Source organism: Nitrosopumilus cobalaminigenes, from assembly GCF_013407145.1.
GTDB classification, from domain to species: domain Archaea; phylum Thermoproteota; class Nitrososphaeria; order Nitrososphaerales; family Nitrosopumilaceae; genus Nitrosopumilus; species Nitrosopumilus cobalaminigenes.
This window is the reverse complement of the sequence record NZ_CP026993.1, coordinates 1,453,448-1,470,707: the sequence shown is the minus strand read 5'-3', so window position 1 is coordinate 1,470,707 and position 17,260 is coordinate 1,453,448. Positions and strand designations below refer to the sequence as shown.

The following is a 17,260-nucleotide window of genomic DNA, read 5'->3' as shown; positions in this document are numbered from 1 at the left end:
TTTGAAAACTATTCTTTCACAATTAGTTTTGCCATGGTGATATCTGTGCCAATTTTTTGCTCAACTGCATAAGCAATAGCTGCCAAATTTCTTACCTCAAAAGATGTCAATTTTGTAATTCCTATGATTGTAGCGAAACTAAACATTTTGGTAAATGATCTTGCTGATGAATTGTAAAGTTCCATCTCAAATGATCTTTCAAATTGAGCTACAGCGTCTAATTCATTTTCAACATCAGGAATTAAATTCTTGTATTTTGTATTTGACAATTCAGCAAATGCATCTCTAATTGTTGCTGCTGCCATCATTCTTTGAAGTAATTCTTTTGGAACTGATGGAGTTTGTGAAACTATCAAGTCTTCAATCTGTGAATCATCTAATCCCCAAAACTTTCCTCTAATTACACTGAGAAGATTGTAAAAGTCAACATCCATTCCAACTATTTTTATCACTTCTCTATCTCTAGTATTTTTTAAAGCACGTCCTAATTGTTGATACAAAATTTTATCAAAATATGTATCAAAAATTTGAATATTTTTAGTTTCATTATACAAAGAAGCTGCTTTTGAAATTTCATCACCAAATTGAACTGAGTTTAGGCTTGCAACTGTTTCCTCCAAGTCTTTTGAAACTAATGCTTTGATAATTACATCTCTTTGTTTGATTAATTCTTCTGCACGTAGATTAATGTGAGTTTCAATCTCTTCTTGAGATTTACCTAATACTTTGCCTTTGAGAATTTGTTTTAAATTTGAAATGATGAATTTCATATAATATGCGTCTAGAATATCTGAATCTCCTGCAGTTTTTGCAATTGAATAATGCACTCCTGCTAAATGACCTCTTAAACCAGATTCAATACTTTGAGAAGTATATGGTTTTTGGACATCAGAAATTGCATCTCCATAAATTGTATTTTTGATTCGGGTCATTAATTCTTCAAGATCTCTTGATTCTGCCAAAGTCTGCAAATCAGCCTTTTTAAGCAATTTTCCTCTTTGACTGTATGATTTTACAGATGCGTAGACATTCTTACCCATTAAAAAAACATGATGAGTAACCGATTTTAATGTTTGGCGATATTATTGCTCATCTGGAATAATTCTATTTAGAAATTTCAATGCCTCATCTTTTTCTTGCTTAGAGAATTTCAAAAAAGCATCTAAAATCTCCTTTTGGATTATTAGTGATTCATCTGAACTTTCGCTTAATTTTGAAAGATCAAAGGGCAATAATTTACTAATCTTATCCTCACAAAATTGTTTTACATATTTTTGGAATATTGAATGAGTGAAATTTGGACTAGATCTAATCAAACTAGAGAGAATTTCTTCAAATTCCTTTTCATCTGAATCTGCCAATGAAAAAAATTCTTTCATGAGATCTTCTTTATTTTTAACTTCAGTAATTGATAATGCAACCAAGATTCCTTTTTTTGTCAAATGATAATATGGAATTCCTTTTTCTTGTAGTGCTTTTGGGCCTCTTTTCAAAGGTAATCTGCCATCTTCTTCTGCAATCCCCATAGGAAGTAAGATCTCATCTAAATCACGAAATATCCCTGAATAGATATTCTTCCAAGCAATATCGTGTTTTTTTGCAATTCTTTGAGAGATCCCGGTTCTTGTTCTTTCTGCAGGATTTGCATTACTTCCAAGGATTGTAATGATAGATCTTTGTCTATTTGCTTCTCCAGTAAGATCATTGCCTTTTGTCTTGAATGTATCAAAAATTGCTAATTTTGTATCTGATTTTACCTTCATTTGCTCACCATTATCACAATATTCATATTTTATGTTACTATCAGAATACACTAAAATATAATAATTTACTTTTTTGCATGCTTTCGAGTCTTCAACCCTTAAATAATTTTCAATTTCGATAAATTTAATGAATTCTAGGAACTACAAGTATGCTCTATTACTTGTAGCCGCAGTATCTATCACAGCAACTGGTGCTATGTCTCAGGCATATGCACAAAGTGTTGAAGATGGTATGGACGGATATGTCAAAGGAACCAGTGGAATTTACACTGGCAATCCTGCAGAATGTTGGTATGATGATGGCGAAGGCGGCATGCTACCTTGTCTTATAGACACAGGTGATACAGCATGGATGCTAACAGCAACATCAATGGTACTACTCATGTCACCCGGAGTCGGTTTCTTTTATGGCGGATTAGCCAGATCAAAGAACATCGTCAACGTACTTGGTATGACCCTTATTGTAATGGGTCTAATGTCAGTACAATGGGTTCTATGGGGATACTCACTAGCATTTGGTGGAGTTGATTCTGATGCAAACTTATTCATGGGTAACTTAGACTATGTTGGATTTAACATGGTATCAGCTTGGGCACCATTAGGTGAAGTTGGTCCTTGTGCAGACACATGGTCAGCTGCTTATCAAATGAATGAAATGAAGGACGGCGACTATTGTAGTCAAGGTTGGCCAGGTACAGTACCTCACCAACTCTTTGCAATGTTCCAAGCAACCTTCGCAATCATTACACCAGTTCTAATTATTGGTGGCTTGATTGACAGAATCAAATTCAGCGCATTGATCGTATTCGTACTCTTATGGGGTACCTTCGTTTATGATCCAGTAGCACACTGGGTATGGGGAGGAGGCTACATAGGAGGAGGTTCACTTGACCTCGATCCAGACTTATCGCCATCTTATGCATTAGACTTTGCAGGTGGTACTGTAGTACACATTACTTCAGGATTTGCAGCATTGGCTGGAGCCTTAGTCCTTGGCAGACGTCTTGGATATGGTAAAGTGCCAATGGAACCACACAATATCCCAATGGTAGTCCTCGGAGCAGGAATACTCTGGTTTGGATGGTTTGGTTTCAATGCAGGAAGTGAAGTTATGGTAGACGGCATTACCGTCAGCGCATGGACTGTTACAAATACAGCAACTGGTATGGCTGCAGTCACTTGGGTGCTCATGTCTTGGGCACATACAGGAAAACCAAGTGTCGTAGGAGCTGCATCAGGAGCAGTAGCAGGATTGGTAGCAATCACACCAGCCTCAGGTTGGGTAGGTCCAATGGCTGCGATTATAATCGGTATTGCAGCTGGTACAATTTGTTATGCAAGTATCGCGTTCAAGAGTGCACGCAAATGGGACGACGCATTAGATGTATGGGGAGTACACGGAATGGGTGGTCTAACAGGTGCAATTTTGACTGGTACATTAGCTAGCCCACACGTTTGGGATACTGGAGACGGTATCGGAGCATGGACTGGTACTGCAGAAGGAATGGAACAGCAAGCAATCAGCATCCTTGGTGCTGCAATATCAATAGGCTATGCCTTTGGTGTTACAATTGTAATCCTCAAAGTAATGGATGCCGTATGGCCTGGCGGAATCAGAGTCACTCCTAAAGAAGAGGAGATTGGTCTCGATTTGGCACAGCATGGCGAAAGAGCATACGTTAACGAATAGAAAAAAAACCCTTTTCTTCTTCTTTTTATTTTAATCCAAATCAATTTAGTCCTGATCATTTTATCTAAATCATGTTAATCTCTACGACTGAATTGAATTCTATTCTAAATGATCCTAATGTCATAATAGCTGATACTCGTTCTTTCAAAGAATATTCTGAAGGTCATATTCCAGGATCTGTTCATTTGGATCTATTTGCATTTCATTGGATTGATACCACTGAAAAGGGAATTGAAAATTTCAATAATCAAACACGAAACCTACTTTCATTTCTTGGAGTGACCCCAGAAAAGAAAGTTATCTTTTATGATTCAGTTTCTGGAATGCTTGCCGCAAGAGGTGTTTGGATGTTGATGTATTTTTCACATCAAAATGTCTTGATGTTAGATGGAGGAATTACAAAATGGAAAAAAGAGAATCTTTCTCTAGAGACAAAACCCAATGGTTTCAAACCCTCTACATTTTCAGGAAAAATCAATCCAGATATAATTTCAGGATTTGAAAATATTAGAGATAATCTAGATAATTTGAAAATCCTTGATGCTCGTTCTCCTGGAGAATATGACGGAACTACAATTCGTGCTGCACAATCTGGCCATATTCCAAAATCCATCAATATTGATTGGAATCAAAATCTCAACGAGGATGGTACTTTCAAAAATGATGATGAATTATCTCAAATGTATGATTTCCCAAAAGATTCTGAAATAGTCACTTATTGCCAGGGGGCATATAGAGCTGCAAATTCCTTTTTGGTTTTGAAAAAATTGGGATTTGAAAATGTTAGAGTTTATCTTGGCTCTTGGGGAGAATGGGGAAATAGATTGGATTTACCTGTAGAGAAATAAATCTCCAAAAAGGTTCTAGTACCTAAGAGTCATTACATTGAATTTGAAGAATGAAATTTTTGATGGATTATTCTGTTCCTTTGGTAATTAAAACAGGACATTTGGCATGTTCAAGTACTCCGCTTGCGACACTACCCAACACGATCTTTCTAAAACCTGTTCTGCCATGAGAGCCTATTACAATCAAATCAATGTTGTTGTTATCAGCAAAAGATACTATTCCGTCTGAAGATGATGGATTGTGAATTATTTTTATAGAAAACGGGATATTTTTTTCATTAGCTTGGTCTTCTAGTTTCTTTAGCATTGCAGTTGCTGCATCTTCCTCCTCTTCCTGAATTTCTTCTAGTCTTTCAAGAGAAATTCCTGCAGAGTCTGATATTTTTGATTGTAACACCGTCATAACTATGAGTTTTGATTCAAACTTTTCAGCTATTTCCAGTCCTTTCTCAAATGCCTTTTGAGAATACCCTGAACCGTCAAATGGAACTAAAATCTTTTTCAATACACTGTATCATTTTTTTAAGAATTTATATCGTGTGGTTGATTTTCCAAGCAAACATTTCTTTTAAGTATCATAATAAATTAGTAAATTAATTTCTGTCTTTAGTATAAAATCGCAATCTTTGGAGATAATGAATTAAAAATCCCATAAAGTACTATGACTGATTCTGATTGTGAACATTATTGGGCTCCTAATGGGTCATATTTCTGCGTTCATTGTGGCTCAGATATTCAAAAACAATAATTTCAACAGTTATTATTTTACTCTAACAGAAATTTACTAGTCTTAATATGAATAAAATTCTCTATGCGATAATCCCTGTTCTAGCATTTTCTATAATATTTGTAAATGCATTTTATGGTCATTTGATTTTTGCATCAGAAACCCAAGAGGTTGTAAACAAGTATTCAGTGTACGTTCATTTACTATCTGAGTGGCAAAGTGATTCAAAAAATATCATTTTTGATGTTACTAATACTTGGCATAAATCTGATAAAATCAATAATGTAAATCATGTTTTTGATGCAGAGTCTAAAGAATACAACATAAATCAACTCCATGAAATTAATGGAAAATCCTATGTTGAATTAAAACACGAATTCAGTGATTGTCAAGAAGAATGGCAACCAATGTTGTATAGAAAAGCAGTAGATACTGTACGACATGAGATAGAATATGTTCAAGGACAGCAACTAAGTACAGATCCTAGTGTTTCTGTATACCCTGATATTGAAAACAAAAATTATGATAATTCAGAACAACAATCAAAAATTAAAAATGGATATGTCCAATTTTTCCCCATTTGCACATCACAAGATTCCACATCATATGACTATAGTGTAAAAACAGATAACAAAGATTTGGGTTTTGATGTATACTTTGTTTCATCATATATGCAAAGAGAACAATTTGCAAGTTCAGAGTTTGATTATTACTCTGAATCAGGATGCTATGGACAAAACAAACAAAGTTACAGTGGTACATGTAATAATCTCAAAAAAGACAGTGGATTGTTAGTTGTATTTCCTGATGATCTCAAACCCTGGACGACAAAAGTTACAGTAAATCTATATGAAAATTAGATTTCATTTGTCAATACGCTTAAGTTCATTATTATTTCAGAAAAATCATGGAAGGTTCAGAAATAGCTAGACGAGATCATCAGAGAAATAAATCTGAAATTGTAAAATTAGTGAAAGAAATGTTTAATCTAGAAAAATGGGGTGACGAAGAATACAAGAAAAAACTACAAGAACTAGTCATAAAAGATGAAGAATTAGTTAAAGATGTCATTCAAAAAATAAAGCTAGAAAAAGGATTAGAATAAAATCTGAAATTCATCACAATCGAAATTAGTTAAGAACTATTTCTTTTTCCAAATAAATTGATTGTAAATCAATTCTGGTCTAATTTGTCTAAATGGTTGTGCTCCACCATCATACCATTTGGTAAAGAACTCGTACAAGTGCAATCTGAGAGATTGAATGTATACAATTAATCCTTCAATCATCATAATTCCCAAGTTACCTCCAATAATCATTGCCATTGCTGCTCCTGATTCTGCACCCCCAAGTGATTGAAATGCATTGTTGACTGTCATGAGTAACGCTGCATGTACAAGTAACATAATTCCTAATCGAGCATAACTAATTGTATGTGCTAAACTTTCAACTGTCTTTCCAAGAAATACTTCCATGACTACATTTGCCGCCGAACCTCCATCTTCAGGATGTTTCTTAGCATGCATTACGCCACCAACCATCATCATGACCATTGATGCAATAATTATTACAACTGCAATTCTTGTAATGATCCATACTTCGGCCCATTCTCCTAAGAAAATTGTAACCCAAGGAACTGCTTCGGTATGAACTTTAGAATACATGTTCATCACATCATAATTTGCTCCAATTGCACACATCATGATAACAACAATTCCACCATAAAGTGTGATGTTAGGAATTGCTTCCATAAACATAACAAACTTGTGACCTTCTACAGCTAATCTTTTTACTCTTAGAATCATTGCCCAAACCAAATGAACAATTCCTATGAATAATGAAACTTTGAGAATGTTGATGACTTGTTCAAATGTTAATTCTGCTACACTAAGAATACCTACAATCCAACTAACTGAATGTAGTGCTCCGCCTTCTTCCAACAAGCCTTCTAATGGTCCCATATGATCTAGATGGAATCCAAATGCCTCACCTGCACCAACTCCTGCTATTGCAGCTGAAGCTCCAGAGATTGCAATCAGCATTCCCCATCTTGAAAGGGTACCTTGACCTTTGAATTTGAATAATAATCCCATTCCCATCAATAATAGACCGTGGCCCATATCTGCAAACATTAGCCCATAGAAAATTGGCCACATTAAAGCAATCATTGGAGTTGGATCTGCTTCCCCGTGCTTTGGAATACCTTGACTTTCTGTAATTACTTCAAAAGTTTTTACGAATTTTTTATTATCAAATAATGTTGGAATTTGTTCTTTTAATTTTGGATCAGTAATGTCTTCAACTACTGTCATCCATTGTTTGGTTGAATTCTTGAATTTTTCCTCCATTTTAGATGGAATAAATCCTTGAATTACTGCAAAGTGCTTTGTTCCACCTGGTTTTCTAACTGTTTCAAGAACATCTTTTGCTACTTGTGCTTCTTCATGAATTGCTAAAATATCACGTCTAATCTTTTTTGTAATCTTTGCAATTTGTTTTGCATTTACTTTCTGTTTCTCAGTCAACTCTTTAATTTTTGACTCTGCTAATGCATATGCTTCAGATGGAACTTGAGATATTCCTTCAGGAATTACAAATGGATTTGCATTAAACCCTCTTAGTACTTTGAGTGTTTTGTCAGAATCAGATATGCTAGAAATTACAAGAATTGCTGCTTTCTCTTTACTTGCTAAATCATATTTGTAAAATGTAATCCCTTCTAATGCTCTACTAATTTCTTCAAAGTCAGCAGAGTTTATGACAAAAAGATTTGTATAAAAATACTTCATCAATCCAAATCCTGAAAGATCAATGTTTAGTTTCTTGGCAATTTCTAGAGTTTCTTTTAATGATGTATATTCTTCAAGTGAGCGTTTTGTTGTTGCTTGTTCTTCTAAAAGTTTAGATGATTCATCAATAATTATTGGTGTTCTTTTTTTAAGGTCTTCTACCATGCTTTCTATTTCATCTATTTCATAATCTTTTTTCTTGATAGTAGTGCCTTTGAACATTATCTCTAATATTCCAACCATTGGGGGAATGCCTAGTCCTTTTACCACATCATCAATAGATTGGTAAGTTTGTTGAGCATCCAATAACAAATCATCAATTTCTGGTGTGACTATGTCATTTTCAGTATCAATTTTATGAAACCATTCAAATTCAGTTAATCTCGAAATCGCTCTTGGAGAGTCACTTCTTGGTAAAATTAAACTTCCAAGCTTTAGATCGGCTACTACCAAGATAATCCATCGGTAATTTCTTTGATTTTAATATCTTTCTGAAATGGCAAATTGATTCCCAAACATTAAAATCTATTATGGATAAATGGCACCCATTGGCAAATATTGCTTTAGAACAAACTATTGATAAAATCCTTCTTCAAACTGAAAAAGAGATTGAATCAAGTATAGATTCTGCATTATCTGACTCAAATCAAACCCTTGATGATGCTATTCCTAAACTAGAGCAAGAATATGATAAAATCATTGCAGATGGCAAGAAAGAAGCAGATAAAATTGAAAAACAGATTATTGGTAGTGCTGATATTGAAGCCAGAAATAAGCAACTTTTGGCTTTGGAGGAGTCCGTAGATAAGGTCTTTGTTAAAGCATTAGATGAAATTGCAAACACTGATCGCAGCGGTGATTATACTAATCTCATTAAATCATTATTAGATGAATCAACTAAAATTTTAGGTACAACTGAAGTTCTAGTCTCTACAAATTCTAAAGATCGTGATGTTGTTCAATCCGCATTATCTGGATTTCCTGGATCTGAATTATCATCTGATACCATTCAATGTATTGGTGGTGTAATTATCAAATCTAAGGATGGAGCAATGACATTTGATAATACTCTTGATGCAAGAATTGAGCGGTTGAAGCCTTTAATTAGGAAGGATATTGCAGCAAAATTCGGAGTGAATAATTAGTATGGCAGCTCAAGGTAGAATTGTTTGGGTAAGTGGCCCAGCTGTAAGAGCAGACGGTATGTCTGATGCAAAAATGTATGAGACTGTAACTGTAGGAAATTCAAAATTAGTAGGTGAAGTAATTCGACTTACTGGAGATGTAGCATTTATTCAAGTATACGAATCAACCAGTGGATTAAAACCAGGTGAGCCTGTAGTAGGTACTGGAAACCCACTTAGTGTATTATTAGGTCCAGGAATTATTGGACAACTTTATGATGGAATTCAAAGACCACTAAGAGAATTATCTAAAGCATCTGGTTCTTTCATTGGAAGGGGTATCACAACATCTGCTGTAGATATGACAAAAAAATATCACTTTGTTCCAACTGCAAGTAATGGAGATGAAGTTGCAGCAGGAAATATTATCGGAACTGTTCAAGAAACTGATCTTATCGAACACTCTATTATGTTACCACCAGACCATAAAGGTGGAAAACTTTCAAACCTTGTATCAGAAGGAGATTATGATTTAGAAACTGTACTAGCTACTACTGAAAAAGATGGACAATCAGTCGATGTTAAAATGTATCACAAATGGCCAGTACGAAAACCACGTCCTTACAATAAGAGACACGATCCAACTGTACCGCTCTTAACTGGACAACGTGTTATTGACACATTCTTCCCAATTGCAAAAGGTGGAACTGGTTCAATTCCCGGAGCCTTTGGAACAGGAAAGACTGTTACATTACACCAAATTGCAAAATGGGCTGATTCTCAAGTTGTTGTTTACATTGGTTGTGGTGAAAGAGGAAACGAAATGACAGAAGTTTTAGTTGAATTCCCACATCTTAAAGATCCACGTAGTGGAAAACCACTTATGGATAGAACTGTCCTTGTTGCAAATACCAGTAACATGCCAGTAGCAGCAAGAGAAGCAAGTATCTACACTGGTGTCACAATTGCAGAATATTACAGAGATATGGGTAAAGACGTTGTACTTGTTGCAGATTCTACAAGTAGATGGGCTGAATCACTCAGAGAAATGAGTGGTAGATTAGAAGAGATGCCTGCAGAAGAAGGTTATCCATCATATTTAGCATCTAGATTGGCAGAATTTTATGAAAGAGCAGGTCGTGTCCAGGCATCTGGTAGTCCAGACCGTAACGGTTCAGTTACTTTGATTGGTGCTGTATCTCCATCTGGTGGTGACTTTACAGAGCCAGTTACAACTCACACAATGAGATTTATCAAAACCTTTTGGGCTTTGGATGCAAAACTTGCATACTCTAGACACTATCCATCAATTAACTGGATGAACAGCTATTCTGGTTATCTTGCAGATATTGCAAAATGGTGGAGTGAAAACATTAGTGAAGATTGGTTTAACATTAGAAGTGAAACTTATGGTATTCTACAAAGAGAAGACACACTAAAAGAAATTGTCAGACTCTTAGGTCCTGAAGCATTACCTGATGAAGAAAAATTAATTCTTGAGGTTGCAAGAATGGTAAAGATTGGTTTGCTACAACAAAACTCATTTGATGATGTCGATACTTATTGTAGTCCAGAAAAACAATTCAAATTAATGAAATTATTAGTTGACTTTTACAACAAAGGACAACTAGCACTCAAAGAGGGTGCAGCATTATCTGACATTCGTGAACTTGGTGTAGTAAGCAGTTTACTTAAAGCAAGAATGGATATCAAAGATGATGAGATGCCAAAACTTGAACAATTAGATAAAGATATGCAAGAACAATTCAAATCAATTTCAGGAGTGAAAGTATCACATTGACAGCAGAAGGCGGAGTTCAATACAGTAAGATTGCAGAAATCAAAGGTCCTCTAGTTGTTGTAGATGATGTAGAAAATGCAGCATTTGATGAACTAGTAGAAATTGAAACTACTGAAGGTGAAAGAAGATTAGGTAAAGTTCTCGAAGTAGGAAATGGTAAAGCCATTGTCCAAGTCTTTGAGGGAACAACTGGATTATCAATCTCTGGAACTAATGCAAAATTTGTAGGTAAAGTTATGGAAATGCCAGTATCTAAAGAAGTACTTGGTAGAGTATTTGATGGACTAGGAAGACCAAAAGATGGACTCCCAGATCCAATTGCTGATAAATTTGTAGACATTAACGGAGAACCAATGAATCCAGAACAACGTGAATATCCAAAAGATTTCATCCAAACTGGTGTATCTGTAATTGATGGATTGATGACTTTAGTTAGAGGACAAAAACTTCCAATCTTTTCAGGTTCTGGTATGTCTCACAATCTTTTGGCAGCACAAATTGCAAGACAAGCAAGTGTTGTTGGAACACAAGATGACTTTGCTGTGGTCTTTGCAGCAATTGGTGTGCAATACAGTGAAGCAGAATATTTCAGACGAAGTCTTGAAGAATCTGGTGCACTCAAAAGAAGTGTTCTATTCTTAAACACTGCAGATGATCCTGCAATTGAAAGAATCATCACTCCGCGTGTGGCATTAACTGTAGCAGAATATTTGGCATTTGAATTAGGAATGCACGTTCTAGTAGTAATCACTGATATGACCAACTATGCAGAGGCACTAAGAGAGATTAGTGCAGCAAGAGAAGAGGTTCCTGGAAGAAAAGGATATCCTGGTTATCTTTACACTGACCTTTCAACACTTTATGAAAGAGCAGGAAAACTTAATGGAAGAAAAGGAAGTGTAACACAAGTTCCAATTCTATCAATGCCATCTGATGATATTACCCACCCAATCCCTGACCTTACTGGTTACATTACTGAGGGACAAATCGTAGTTGGTAGAGATTTGTTCAGACAAGGAGTTTATCCACCAATCAATATTTTGTCAAGTCTTAGTAGATTAATGAAAGACGGGATTGGTGAAGGAAGTACTAGGGATGATCACAGTGAAGTCTCTAACCAAGTTTATGATGCATATTCTAGATCACAAGAAGTAAAAGCACTAGCAGGTATTGTAGGTAAAGCAGGATTAACTGAAATTGACCTCAAATATCTTGAACTAGGTGATACTTTTGAAAAAGAATTCCTTACACAAGCAACCGATGAGAATAGAACTATTGAAGAAACACTTGCTCTCATGTGGAAGATTGTATCAAAATTACCAAAGAATGAGATTACTAAAATCAAAGACAAGCACGTAGAAAAATATTACAAGGAAGAGTAACTAAATGTCATTTGGACAAAACGTTGCAGCAACAAAAATTGAACTTTTCAAATATAAAAAATCTACACAAATAGCTGTAATGGTTCAGCAAATCTTAGATGATAAACGTAAAGTTCTCTTAAAAAATATTGAAGAGATGATTCAAGAAGCATCAAAAGCAAGAGGCGGAATTTGGGATCCTTTACAAGATATTTACAAATCCGTTAATGAGGCATATCTAGCACTAGGTACTAACACTGTTGACTCTGTTGCAGAATCCACTCCACCTGTAATGGAAGTAGATGTTCATGTTAGAAGAGTAGTAGATGTTAAAATTCCAGCACTTACTGTAACTGAAAAAGATACAAAATCAATGCCTTATGGATTTGCAGATACAAATTCTTCAATTGATAGAGCAGCAAAACAAATCAAAGAATTGATGCCAAAAATTTGTAAAGCAGCAGAATATGAAAATTCTATTTTTAGTCTTGCAAAAGCATTAGAAAAGACCCAGAAATTACTAAATGCTCTTGAAAATGTAATTATTCCACAATACAAAGATAATATTCGATTTATTCTATCTACTCTTGAAGAAAGAGAAAGAGAAGAATTCGCAAAGTTAAAAAAAGTAAAGGCAAAGATGGAAAGTAGATAATAATGGCAAAAGAAGAAATTAAAAAATTACTTGAAAACGCTAAAAAAGCTATAGAACAAGATCATGAGAAATTCTCAAAATCAATCAAAGATGATTTGACCTCTTTCAAAAAGAAAGCACTCAGTTAAACTGAAATTTTATTATCATGATTTAAATATGGATTTGAGAGAGCCTGATCATAAAATGAAACCTATCGTTTTACTACTTTTGGCAGCAGCAGTAATATCCGTAATTGGATCTACTGGAGTCGCATATGCTGCAGAAGGCGATGCAGCAGGAAGTTCTGATTCATTCAAAATTCTTGGTGCAGGATTAGCTTTCGGTCTAGCAGCATTTGGTGCAGGTATTGGTCTTGGCCAAGTAGGTGCAGCAGGACTTGCAGTAATTAGTGAAAACCCAGCACTACAGTCAAAAGTATTCATCTTCGTAGGTATGGTTGAATCCATTGCAATCTACGGTATAGTTATGATGTTTATCATCTTAGGACAATAGTCCAAACTACATATTTTTCAAATTTTTAAATAAATTATTTAATTATATTTTAGCTCGTTAACATCCAATACCCTTGCACAATATCTGCATTTGAGTACTCTCCCTCCCTTGTCAATTACATCCATTACAGATTCAATGTGTTCTGTACTGTTTGTAATACAATCAGGGTTGGAACATCTAAAAATTCTATCAATTTCATTAGGTAATGCTACTCTTCTCTTCTCAACAAGCTTGTATTCTTTTATCATGTTGATTGTTGCAGTTGGTGCAATAACTGCTAGTTTGTTGGTATCATCATCTTTTAGAAACTTGTTTTCGACTTTGATGATATCTTTTTTCTTAAATTTTCCACTTGGTACATTTAGAGCAATGGTGATTAGACTGCCATCTTTTCCATCAATTCTTAATGCATTGAGAACCTGTAGACCCTTTCCTTCGTCTATATGGTCAATTACAGTACCTTCCTTTATTCGTCGAACCATAAGGTCGGACTGTTCCATCAGAATACTTTGTATAGTCACCTGTATATATTATTGAAAGAATGAACGAGTTCTACCAAAAAGATATCCTCTCAATTAAGGACTATACCAAAGAACAACTTGAATCCATTTTTGCATCTACTGATAAAATCATGCAACTAAACCCTTCAGATAGGAGGGAGATTTGTAAAGGCAATACTTTGGGATATTTGTTTTATGAGCCAAGTACTAGAACTCGTCTTAGTTTTGATTCTGCCATGGCATCAATTGGTGGTAACTCTTTAGGTATTTCTGACATAACGTCTTCTTCTACCCAAAAAGGTGAAAGTCTTGCAGATACTGTTAGAATAATGTCTATTTACTCTGATATACTTGTTTTACGTCATACCTTGGATGGTTCAAGTAGATTTGCAGCTGAAATTTCTGATAAACCTGTAATTAATGCAGGTAGTGGAACTGAAGAACATCCAACCCAAGCAATTCAAGATTTGTTTACAATTAAAAAAGAAAAGAAAAAGATTGATGGTCTTAAAATTGGAATAGTAGGTGACCTAAAGTATGGACGAACTGTTTACTCATTACTACATGGTCTAGGAAACTATGATGTTGATGTTAGATTAATTTCTCCTGAATCATTAAGAATCAGATCAGATTCAACTTATGAAATAAAAAAGAAGTTAGACTTTACTGAAACTACTGACATTGAAGAGCATCTTGATGAACTTGATGTTCTTTATGTTACAAGAATTCAAAAAGAAAGATTCCCTGATGAAGAAGAATATCTCAAAGTAAAGGGAAGCTATGTTGTAGGATTAGACATGCTAAAACGAATGAAAGATGATTCAATAATTTTGCATCCTTTACCAAGAATAGATGAAATCGCAGCTGATGTTGATAAAACAAAAAATGCCAAGTACTTTGAGCAAGCAGAATATGGAAAACACACACGTTCTGCCCTATTAGGTATGATTCTCAATGAGAATGGGTTTTAATTTTTTAGAAAATCCGTATTCCATATATCTAGAGACATTTCAATATCACTAGTTGACTGAAACAAAAATTATTCCAATTTTCCCATTAGACTTGGTATTATTCCCAAGACAAGAATTGCCACTTCGAATTTTTGAGCCTAGATACAAGCAACTAGTTGATGATTGTATGCTTGGTGATGGTCAGTTTGGAGTATGTTTGATTGATGAACATAGTTCAGTTAATGGATGGAATTCTCCTAAATTGGTAGGGACAATTGCTAAAATTTCAAAGTGTGAAGATGTCGAACTAGATGGATTACAATTACATATTGAAACTCTAGGACGAAATTCATTTAAAATTAAAAGAATTATTCCTCCTTCAATTTCTCAACCTGCAAATTATGATCCATTATCAGTAGAGGGACATCAAGAAATTTCTGAAATACATGAAAAAATCGGAACAGAAGAAAAAATGTACATTCAAGCTGAAGTTGAAATGATTCCTGAAATAGATGAGAATATTTCTCTTGAAAAATGGGAGGCGTTAGTTGAATTATGGAAAAAGAAAATCATTAAACAAGCACTACCTCAAGTTGTTGATTCACATTCCTTAGATCATGTTTTAGAACAATACTATCTGAATACTGATACACCTACAATTGATTACATTTACTCATTATCTGCATTAGGAGCTAAAGATCCAAATGAACTTCAACCAATCTTAGAGGCTACAACTATGGATGAACTAATTAAGCGAGTTGAAGAATTATTAGCAGTATAGATATGATGTCGTTAAAAAATTTTGGAATATTTGCACTAGTGGCATGTTTGTTGTTTCCTGCTAGTAGTGTTTATGGACATGGTTTTGGTGTTGATACTATTTCATCAGTAGATGTTCAGGGAAAACAACTGACAATATTAGTAGAGATGCCAATGTATTTTGAGAGTGATCAGGAAGGTCAAATTACAATTACTGCAACAGAAGATGAAACAAAAGAAAATGCAAAAAATGTAACTTTTCTCATTGGATTATTTCATAAAGATGATATGATTTTTAGAAATTATTTCTTTACTGACAATGGTGTGTTGCCAATAAAGATAACACCACAACAAGGATATGATAATTTTGTAATTAAAGGGGAGCAGGATTCTCTACTAGGTGCTTGGTATGGAACAGAATCAAATCCTATTGAAATAGTTGGTCCTCTTTTTACATCAGGTGGACTGTATAATTTTGAAATTGAAGTAAGAACCATCGATGAGCCTACAAACATCATTGAGGATTCAGGCGTTTATAATGCAGATCTGAGCCTAATTGAGACTGTATCCTTCATTGAACAAGATTCTGAGAACAATGATGTTGAATTCCGTTCAAAATCCTATTTTGACACCATATCTAATTTTGAGTATAATCCTGATGCTAAAGAAGTCACTTTTGAAATGCCTTTTGATTGGAGTGAAAAACAAATGTCTCACGTATCAGTAGTTCACGTAGAAACCCACTTTCCTAAAGATTTTGTAGAATTTTTACCCCCTAGTTATTCTGCTTATGCAAATGGAATTGAACTATTCAAATCATCTATTTCAGTTGATGATTACACGGAGGATCATGAAAGAGTAGTCCATCTAGTCTTATTGCAGGATCATTTACGATTTTTGAAAAATGAAATGAAAAAATCTGATGAACCTTTACCTGAAAATATTTCATTTAGGTTATCCACCAGTGAAGAAATAGCATTCCCATTAGAAGCATACACAAAAAGTGAAGACTTCAAAGTAAATCTTTCATGGGATCCAATAGATGTAGAACCTGGTGTTGACACTAATTTTATTTTTACAATTAGAGATGGCCGAACAAATGATCCTTTGAGAAGTTCTGACTATACATTTGTATTAATTCAAAATGGAAAAGAAATTCATCGTGTATCTGGAACTGCACAAGTCGGTGGTGAGTTTGAAAAATTTACATTTTCTGAAGATCAAACTGGCCCAACAATAATAAAATTTGAAAATATTAGAAATACAGGACAAGAAACTGAATTTGCACTAGTTGTTGTACCTGAATTTGGAAGTATTGCAATTCTAATTCTGATTATTTCTATAATGAGTATAATTTTTGTAACAAGAAAAACTTCGTTAAATATCTAAAGTGCTACTAGCTTTACAGTATCCATGTTTTTGTTTGTCTGAAAATCTTTTGTCATGGTAGATACTTTTTCTGCATCCCCATCAATTAGAAATAACTCCATGCATTTTTCTTTCTCAATTTTACTATGAAGATGAGTCGTAATTAGATCCTCAAAATTATGTGTAATGCCTGAAACAACATGATCAAACTCATCATTATGCACAACCAATAGTATTGCATGAATATTTCCTTCCAAATCTGCTTTTTGTTTTTCTTCAGAAACAAATGCCCTAATTCCTGCTCTGATAACTTCTGATCTTCCAGAGAATCCCATTGAAGATTGAAGCTTGTCTAATTCTGATAGAATCTCATCATTTAGAGAGATTGAAACAATTGGCATACGCCTAATGTTATTAATTATCTTATAAGTTTA

At 34.5% G+C, this 17,260-nt stretch carries 19 protein-coding genes; 13 read left to right on the top strand and 6 right to left on the bottom strand.

Annotated elements, in window-relative coordinates; genetic code table 11:
* Nucleotides 1–8: 8 nt before the first annotated feature.
* Together C5F47_RS09015 and C5F47_RS09010 are read right to left on the bottom strand one after the other, a co-directional pair.
* Nucleotides 9–1,040: a V0D/AC39 family V-type ATPase subunit gene (locus tag C5F47_RS09015; protein WP_179360734.1), complete on the bottom strand. Its 1,032-nt coding sequence runs from the start codon at nucleotides 1,038–1,040 to the stop codon at nucleotides 9–11.
* A 42-nt stretch (nucleotides 1,041–1,082) separates the two neighbouring features.
* Nucleotides 1,083–1,763, bottom strand: coding sequence for a hypothetical protein (locus C5F47_RS09010; protein ID WP_179360733.1), 681 nt, complete (start codon nucleotides 1,761–1,763; stop codon nucleotides 1,083–1,085).
* A gap of 127 nt (nucleotides 1,764–1,890) precedes the next feature.
* Between C5F47_RS09010 and C5F47_RS09005 the strand changes: the two genes are divergently transcribed.
* Entirely contained in the window at nucleotides 1,891–3,453 is a 1,563-nt protein-coding gene (locus C5F47_RS09005; protein ID WP_179360732.1) for an ammonium transporter, read from the top strand.
* Between the two features lie 71 nt (nucleotides 3,454–3,524).
* Complete coding sequence (locus C5F47_RS09000) at nucleotides 3,525–4,301, top strand: sulfurtransferase (RefSeq protein WP_179360731.1); 777 nt, start codon at nucleotides 3,525–3,527, stop codon at nucleotides 4,299–4,301.
* A 67-nt stretch (nucleotides 4,302–4,368) separates the two neighbouring features.
* On the opposite strand, the gene C5F47_RS08995 is transcribed toward C5F47_RS09000, so the two are convergent.
* On the bottom strand, nucleotides 4,369–4,806 hold the full coding sequence (locus C5F47_RS08995) for a universal stress protein (protein WP_179360730.1): 438 nt from the start codon (nucleotides 4,804–4,806) through the stop codon (nucleotides 4,369–4,371).
* A gap of 290 nt (nucleotides 4,807–5,096) precedes the next feature.
* On the opposite strand from C5F47_RS08995, the gene C5F47_RS08990 reads away from it, so the two are divergent.
* Both C5F47_RS08990 and C5F47_RS08985 read left to right on the top strand, forming a co-directional pair.
* Complete coding sequence (locus tag C5F47_RS08990; protein WP_179360729.1) at nucleotides 5,097–5,888, top strand: hypothetical protein; 792 nt, start codon at nucleotides 5,097–5,099, stop codon at nucleotides 5,886–5,888.
* A 47-nt stretch (nucleotides 5,889–5,935) separates the two neighbouring features.
* Complete coding sequence (locus C5F47_RS08985) at nucleotides 5,936–6,133, top strand: hypothetical protein (protein ID WP_179360728.1); 198 nt, start codon at nucleotides 5,936–5,938, stop codon at nucleotides 6,131–6,133.
* Between the two features lie 36 nt (nucleotides 6,134–6,169).
* On the opposite strand, the gene C5F47_RS08980 is transcribed toward C5F47_RS08985, so the two are convergent.
* A complete protein-coding gene (locus tag C5F47_RS08980) occupies nucleotides 6,170–8,269 on the bottom strand; it encodes a V-type ATP synthase subunit I (RefSeq protein ID WP_179360727.1) in 2,100 nt (699 codons plus the stop codon).
* Between the two features lie 77 nt (nucleotides 8,270–8,346).
* On the opposite strand from C5F47_RS08980, the gene C5F47_RS08975 reads away from it, so the two are divergent.
* From C5F47_RS08975 to C5F47_RS08955, 6 genes are read left to right on the top strand one after another with little or no spacing between them, the layout of a single operon-like run.
* The gene (locus tag C5F47_RS08975; RefSeq protein WP_179360726.1) at nucleotides 8,347–8,961 is read left to right on the top strand and encodes a V-type ATP synthase subunit E; all 615 of its coding nucleotides are present in this window, start codon (nucleotides 8,347–8,349) and stop codon (nucleotides 8,959–8,961) included.
* Nucleotide 8,962: 1 nt separating this feature from the next.
* Nucleotides 8,963–10,741, top strand: a complete 1,779-nt coding sequence (locus tag C5F47_RS08970) for a V-type ATP synthase subunit A (RefSeq protein ID WP_179360725.1) — start codon at nucleotides 8,963–8,965, stop codon at nucleotides 10,739–10,741.
* Entirely contained in the window at nucleotides 10,738–12,123 is a 1,386-nt protein-coding gene (locus tag C5F47_RS08965) for a V-type ATP synthase subunit B (RefSeq protein WP_179360724.1), read from the top strand. The genes C5F47_RS08970 and C5F47_RS08965 overlap by 4 nt, the downstream gene beginning before the upstream one ends.
* Before the next feature lie 4 nt (nucleotides 12,124–12,127).
* A complete protein-coding gene (locus C5F47_RS08960) occupies nucleotides 12,128–12,757 on the top strand; it encodes a V-type ATP synthase subunit D (RefSeq protein ID WP_179360723.1) in 630 nt (209 codons plus the stop codon).
* A 2-nt stretch (nucleotides 12,758–12,759) separates the two neighbouring features.
* The gene (locus tag C5F47_RS09830) at nucleotides 12,760–12,885 is read left to right on the top strand and encodes a hypothetical protein (protein ID WP_281361078.1); all 126 of its coding nucleotides are present in this window, start codon (nucleotides 12,760–12,762) and stop codon (nucleotides 12,883–12,885) included.
* A gap of 55 nt (nucleotides 12,886–12,940) precedes the next feature.
* Nucleotides 12,941–13,249 (top strand): ATP synthase subunit C, encoded by a 309-nt coding sequence (locus tag C5F47_RS08955; RefSeq protein ID WP_179360722.1) that lies wholly within the window; start codon nucleotides 12,941–12,943, stop codon nucleotides 13,247–13,249.
* A gap of 38 nt (nucleotides 13,250–13,287) precedes the next feature.
* Here C5F47_RS08955 and pyrI read toward each other — a convergent pair whose 3' ends face one another.
* Nucleotides 13,288–13,749, bottom strand: coding sequence for an aspartate carbamoyltransferase regulatory subunit (gene pyrI / locus C5F47_RS08950; protein WP_179360721.1), 462 nt, complete (start codon nucleotides 13,747–13,749; stop codon nucleotides 13,288–13,290).
* 41 nt (nucleotides 13,750–13,790) lie between these two features.
* Between pyrI and pyrB the strand changes: the two genes are divergently transcribed.
* From pyrB to C5F47_RS08935, 3 genes are read left to right on the top strand one after another with little or no spacing between them, the layout of a single operon-like run.
* The gene (gene pyrB, locus C5F47_RS08945) at nucleotides 13,791–14,720 is read left to right on the top strand and encodes an aspartate carbamoyltransferase (protein WP_179360720.1); all 930 of its coding nucleotides are present in this window, start codon (nucleotides 13,791–13,793) and stop codon (nucleotides 14,718–14,720) included.
* Nucleotides 14,721–14,772: 52 nt separating this feature from the next.
* Nucleotides 14,773–15,480 (top strand): LON peptidase substrate-binding domain-containing protein, encoded by a 708-nt coding sequence (locus tag C5F47_RS08940; protein WP_179360719.1) that lies wholly within the window; start codon nucleotides 14,773–14,775, stop codon nucleotides 15,478–15,480.
* A gap of 2 nt (nucleotides 15,481–15,482) precedes the next feature.
* Entirely contained in the window at nucleotides 15,483–16,847 is a 1,365-nt protein-coding gene (locus tag C5F47_RS08935; RefSeq protein WP_179360718.1) for a PEFG-CTERM sorting domain-containing protein, read from the top strand.
* On the opposite strand, the gene C5F47_RS08930 is transcribed toward C5F47_RS08935, so the two are convergent.
* Nucleotides 16,844–17,227, bottom strand: coding sequence for a CopG family ribbon-helix-helix protein (locus C5F47_RS08930; RefSeq protein ID WP_179360717.1), 384 nt, complete (start codon nucleotides 17,225–17,227; stop codon nucleotides 16,844–16,846). The two genes, C5F47_RS08935 and C5F47_RS08930, sit on opposite strands and share 4 nt — an antisense overlap.
* Nucleotides 17,228–17,260: the final 33 nt, after the last annotated feature.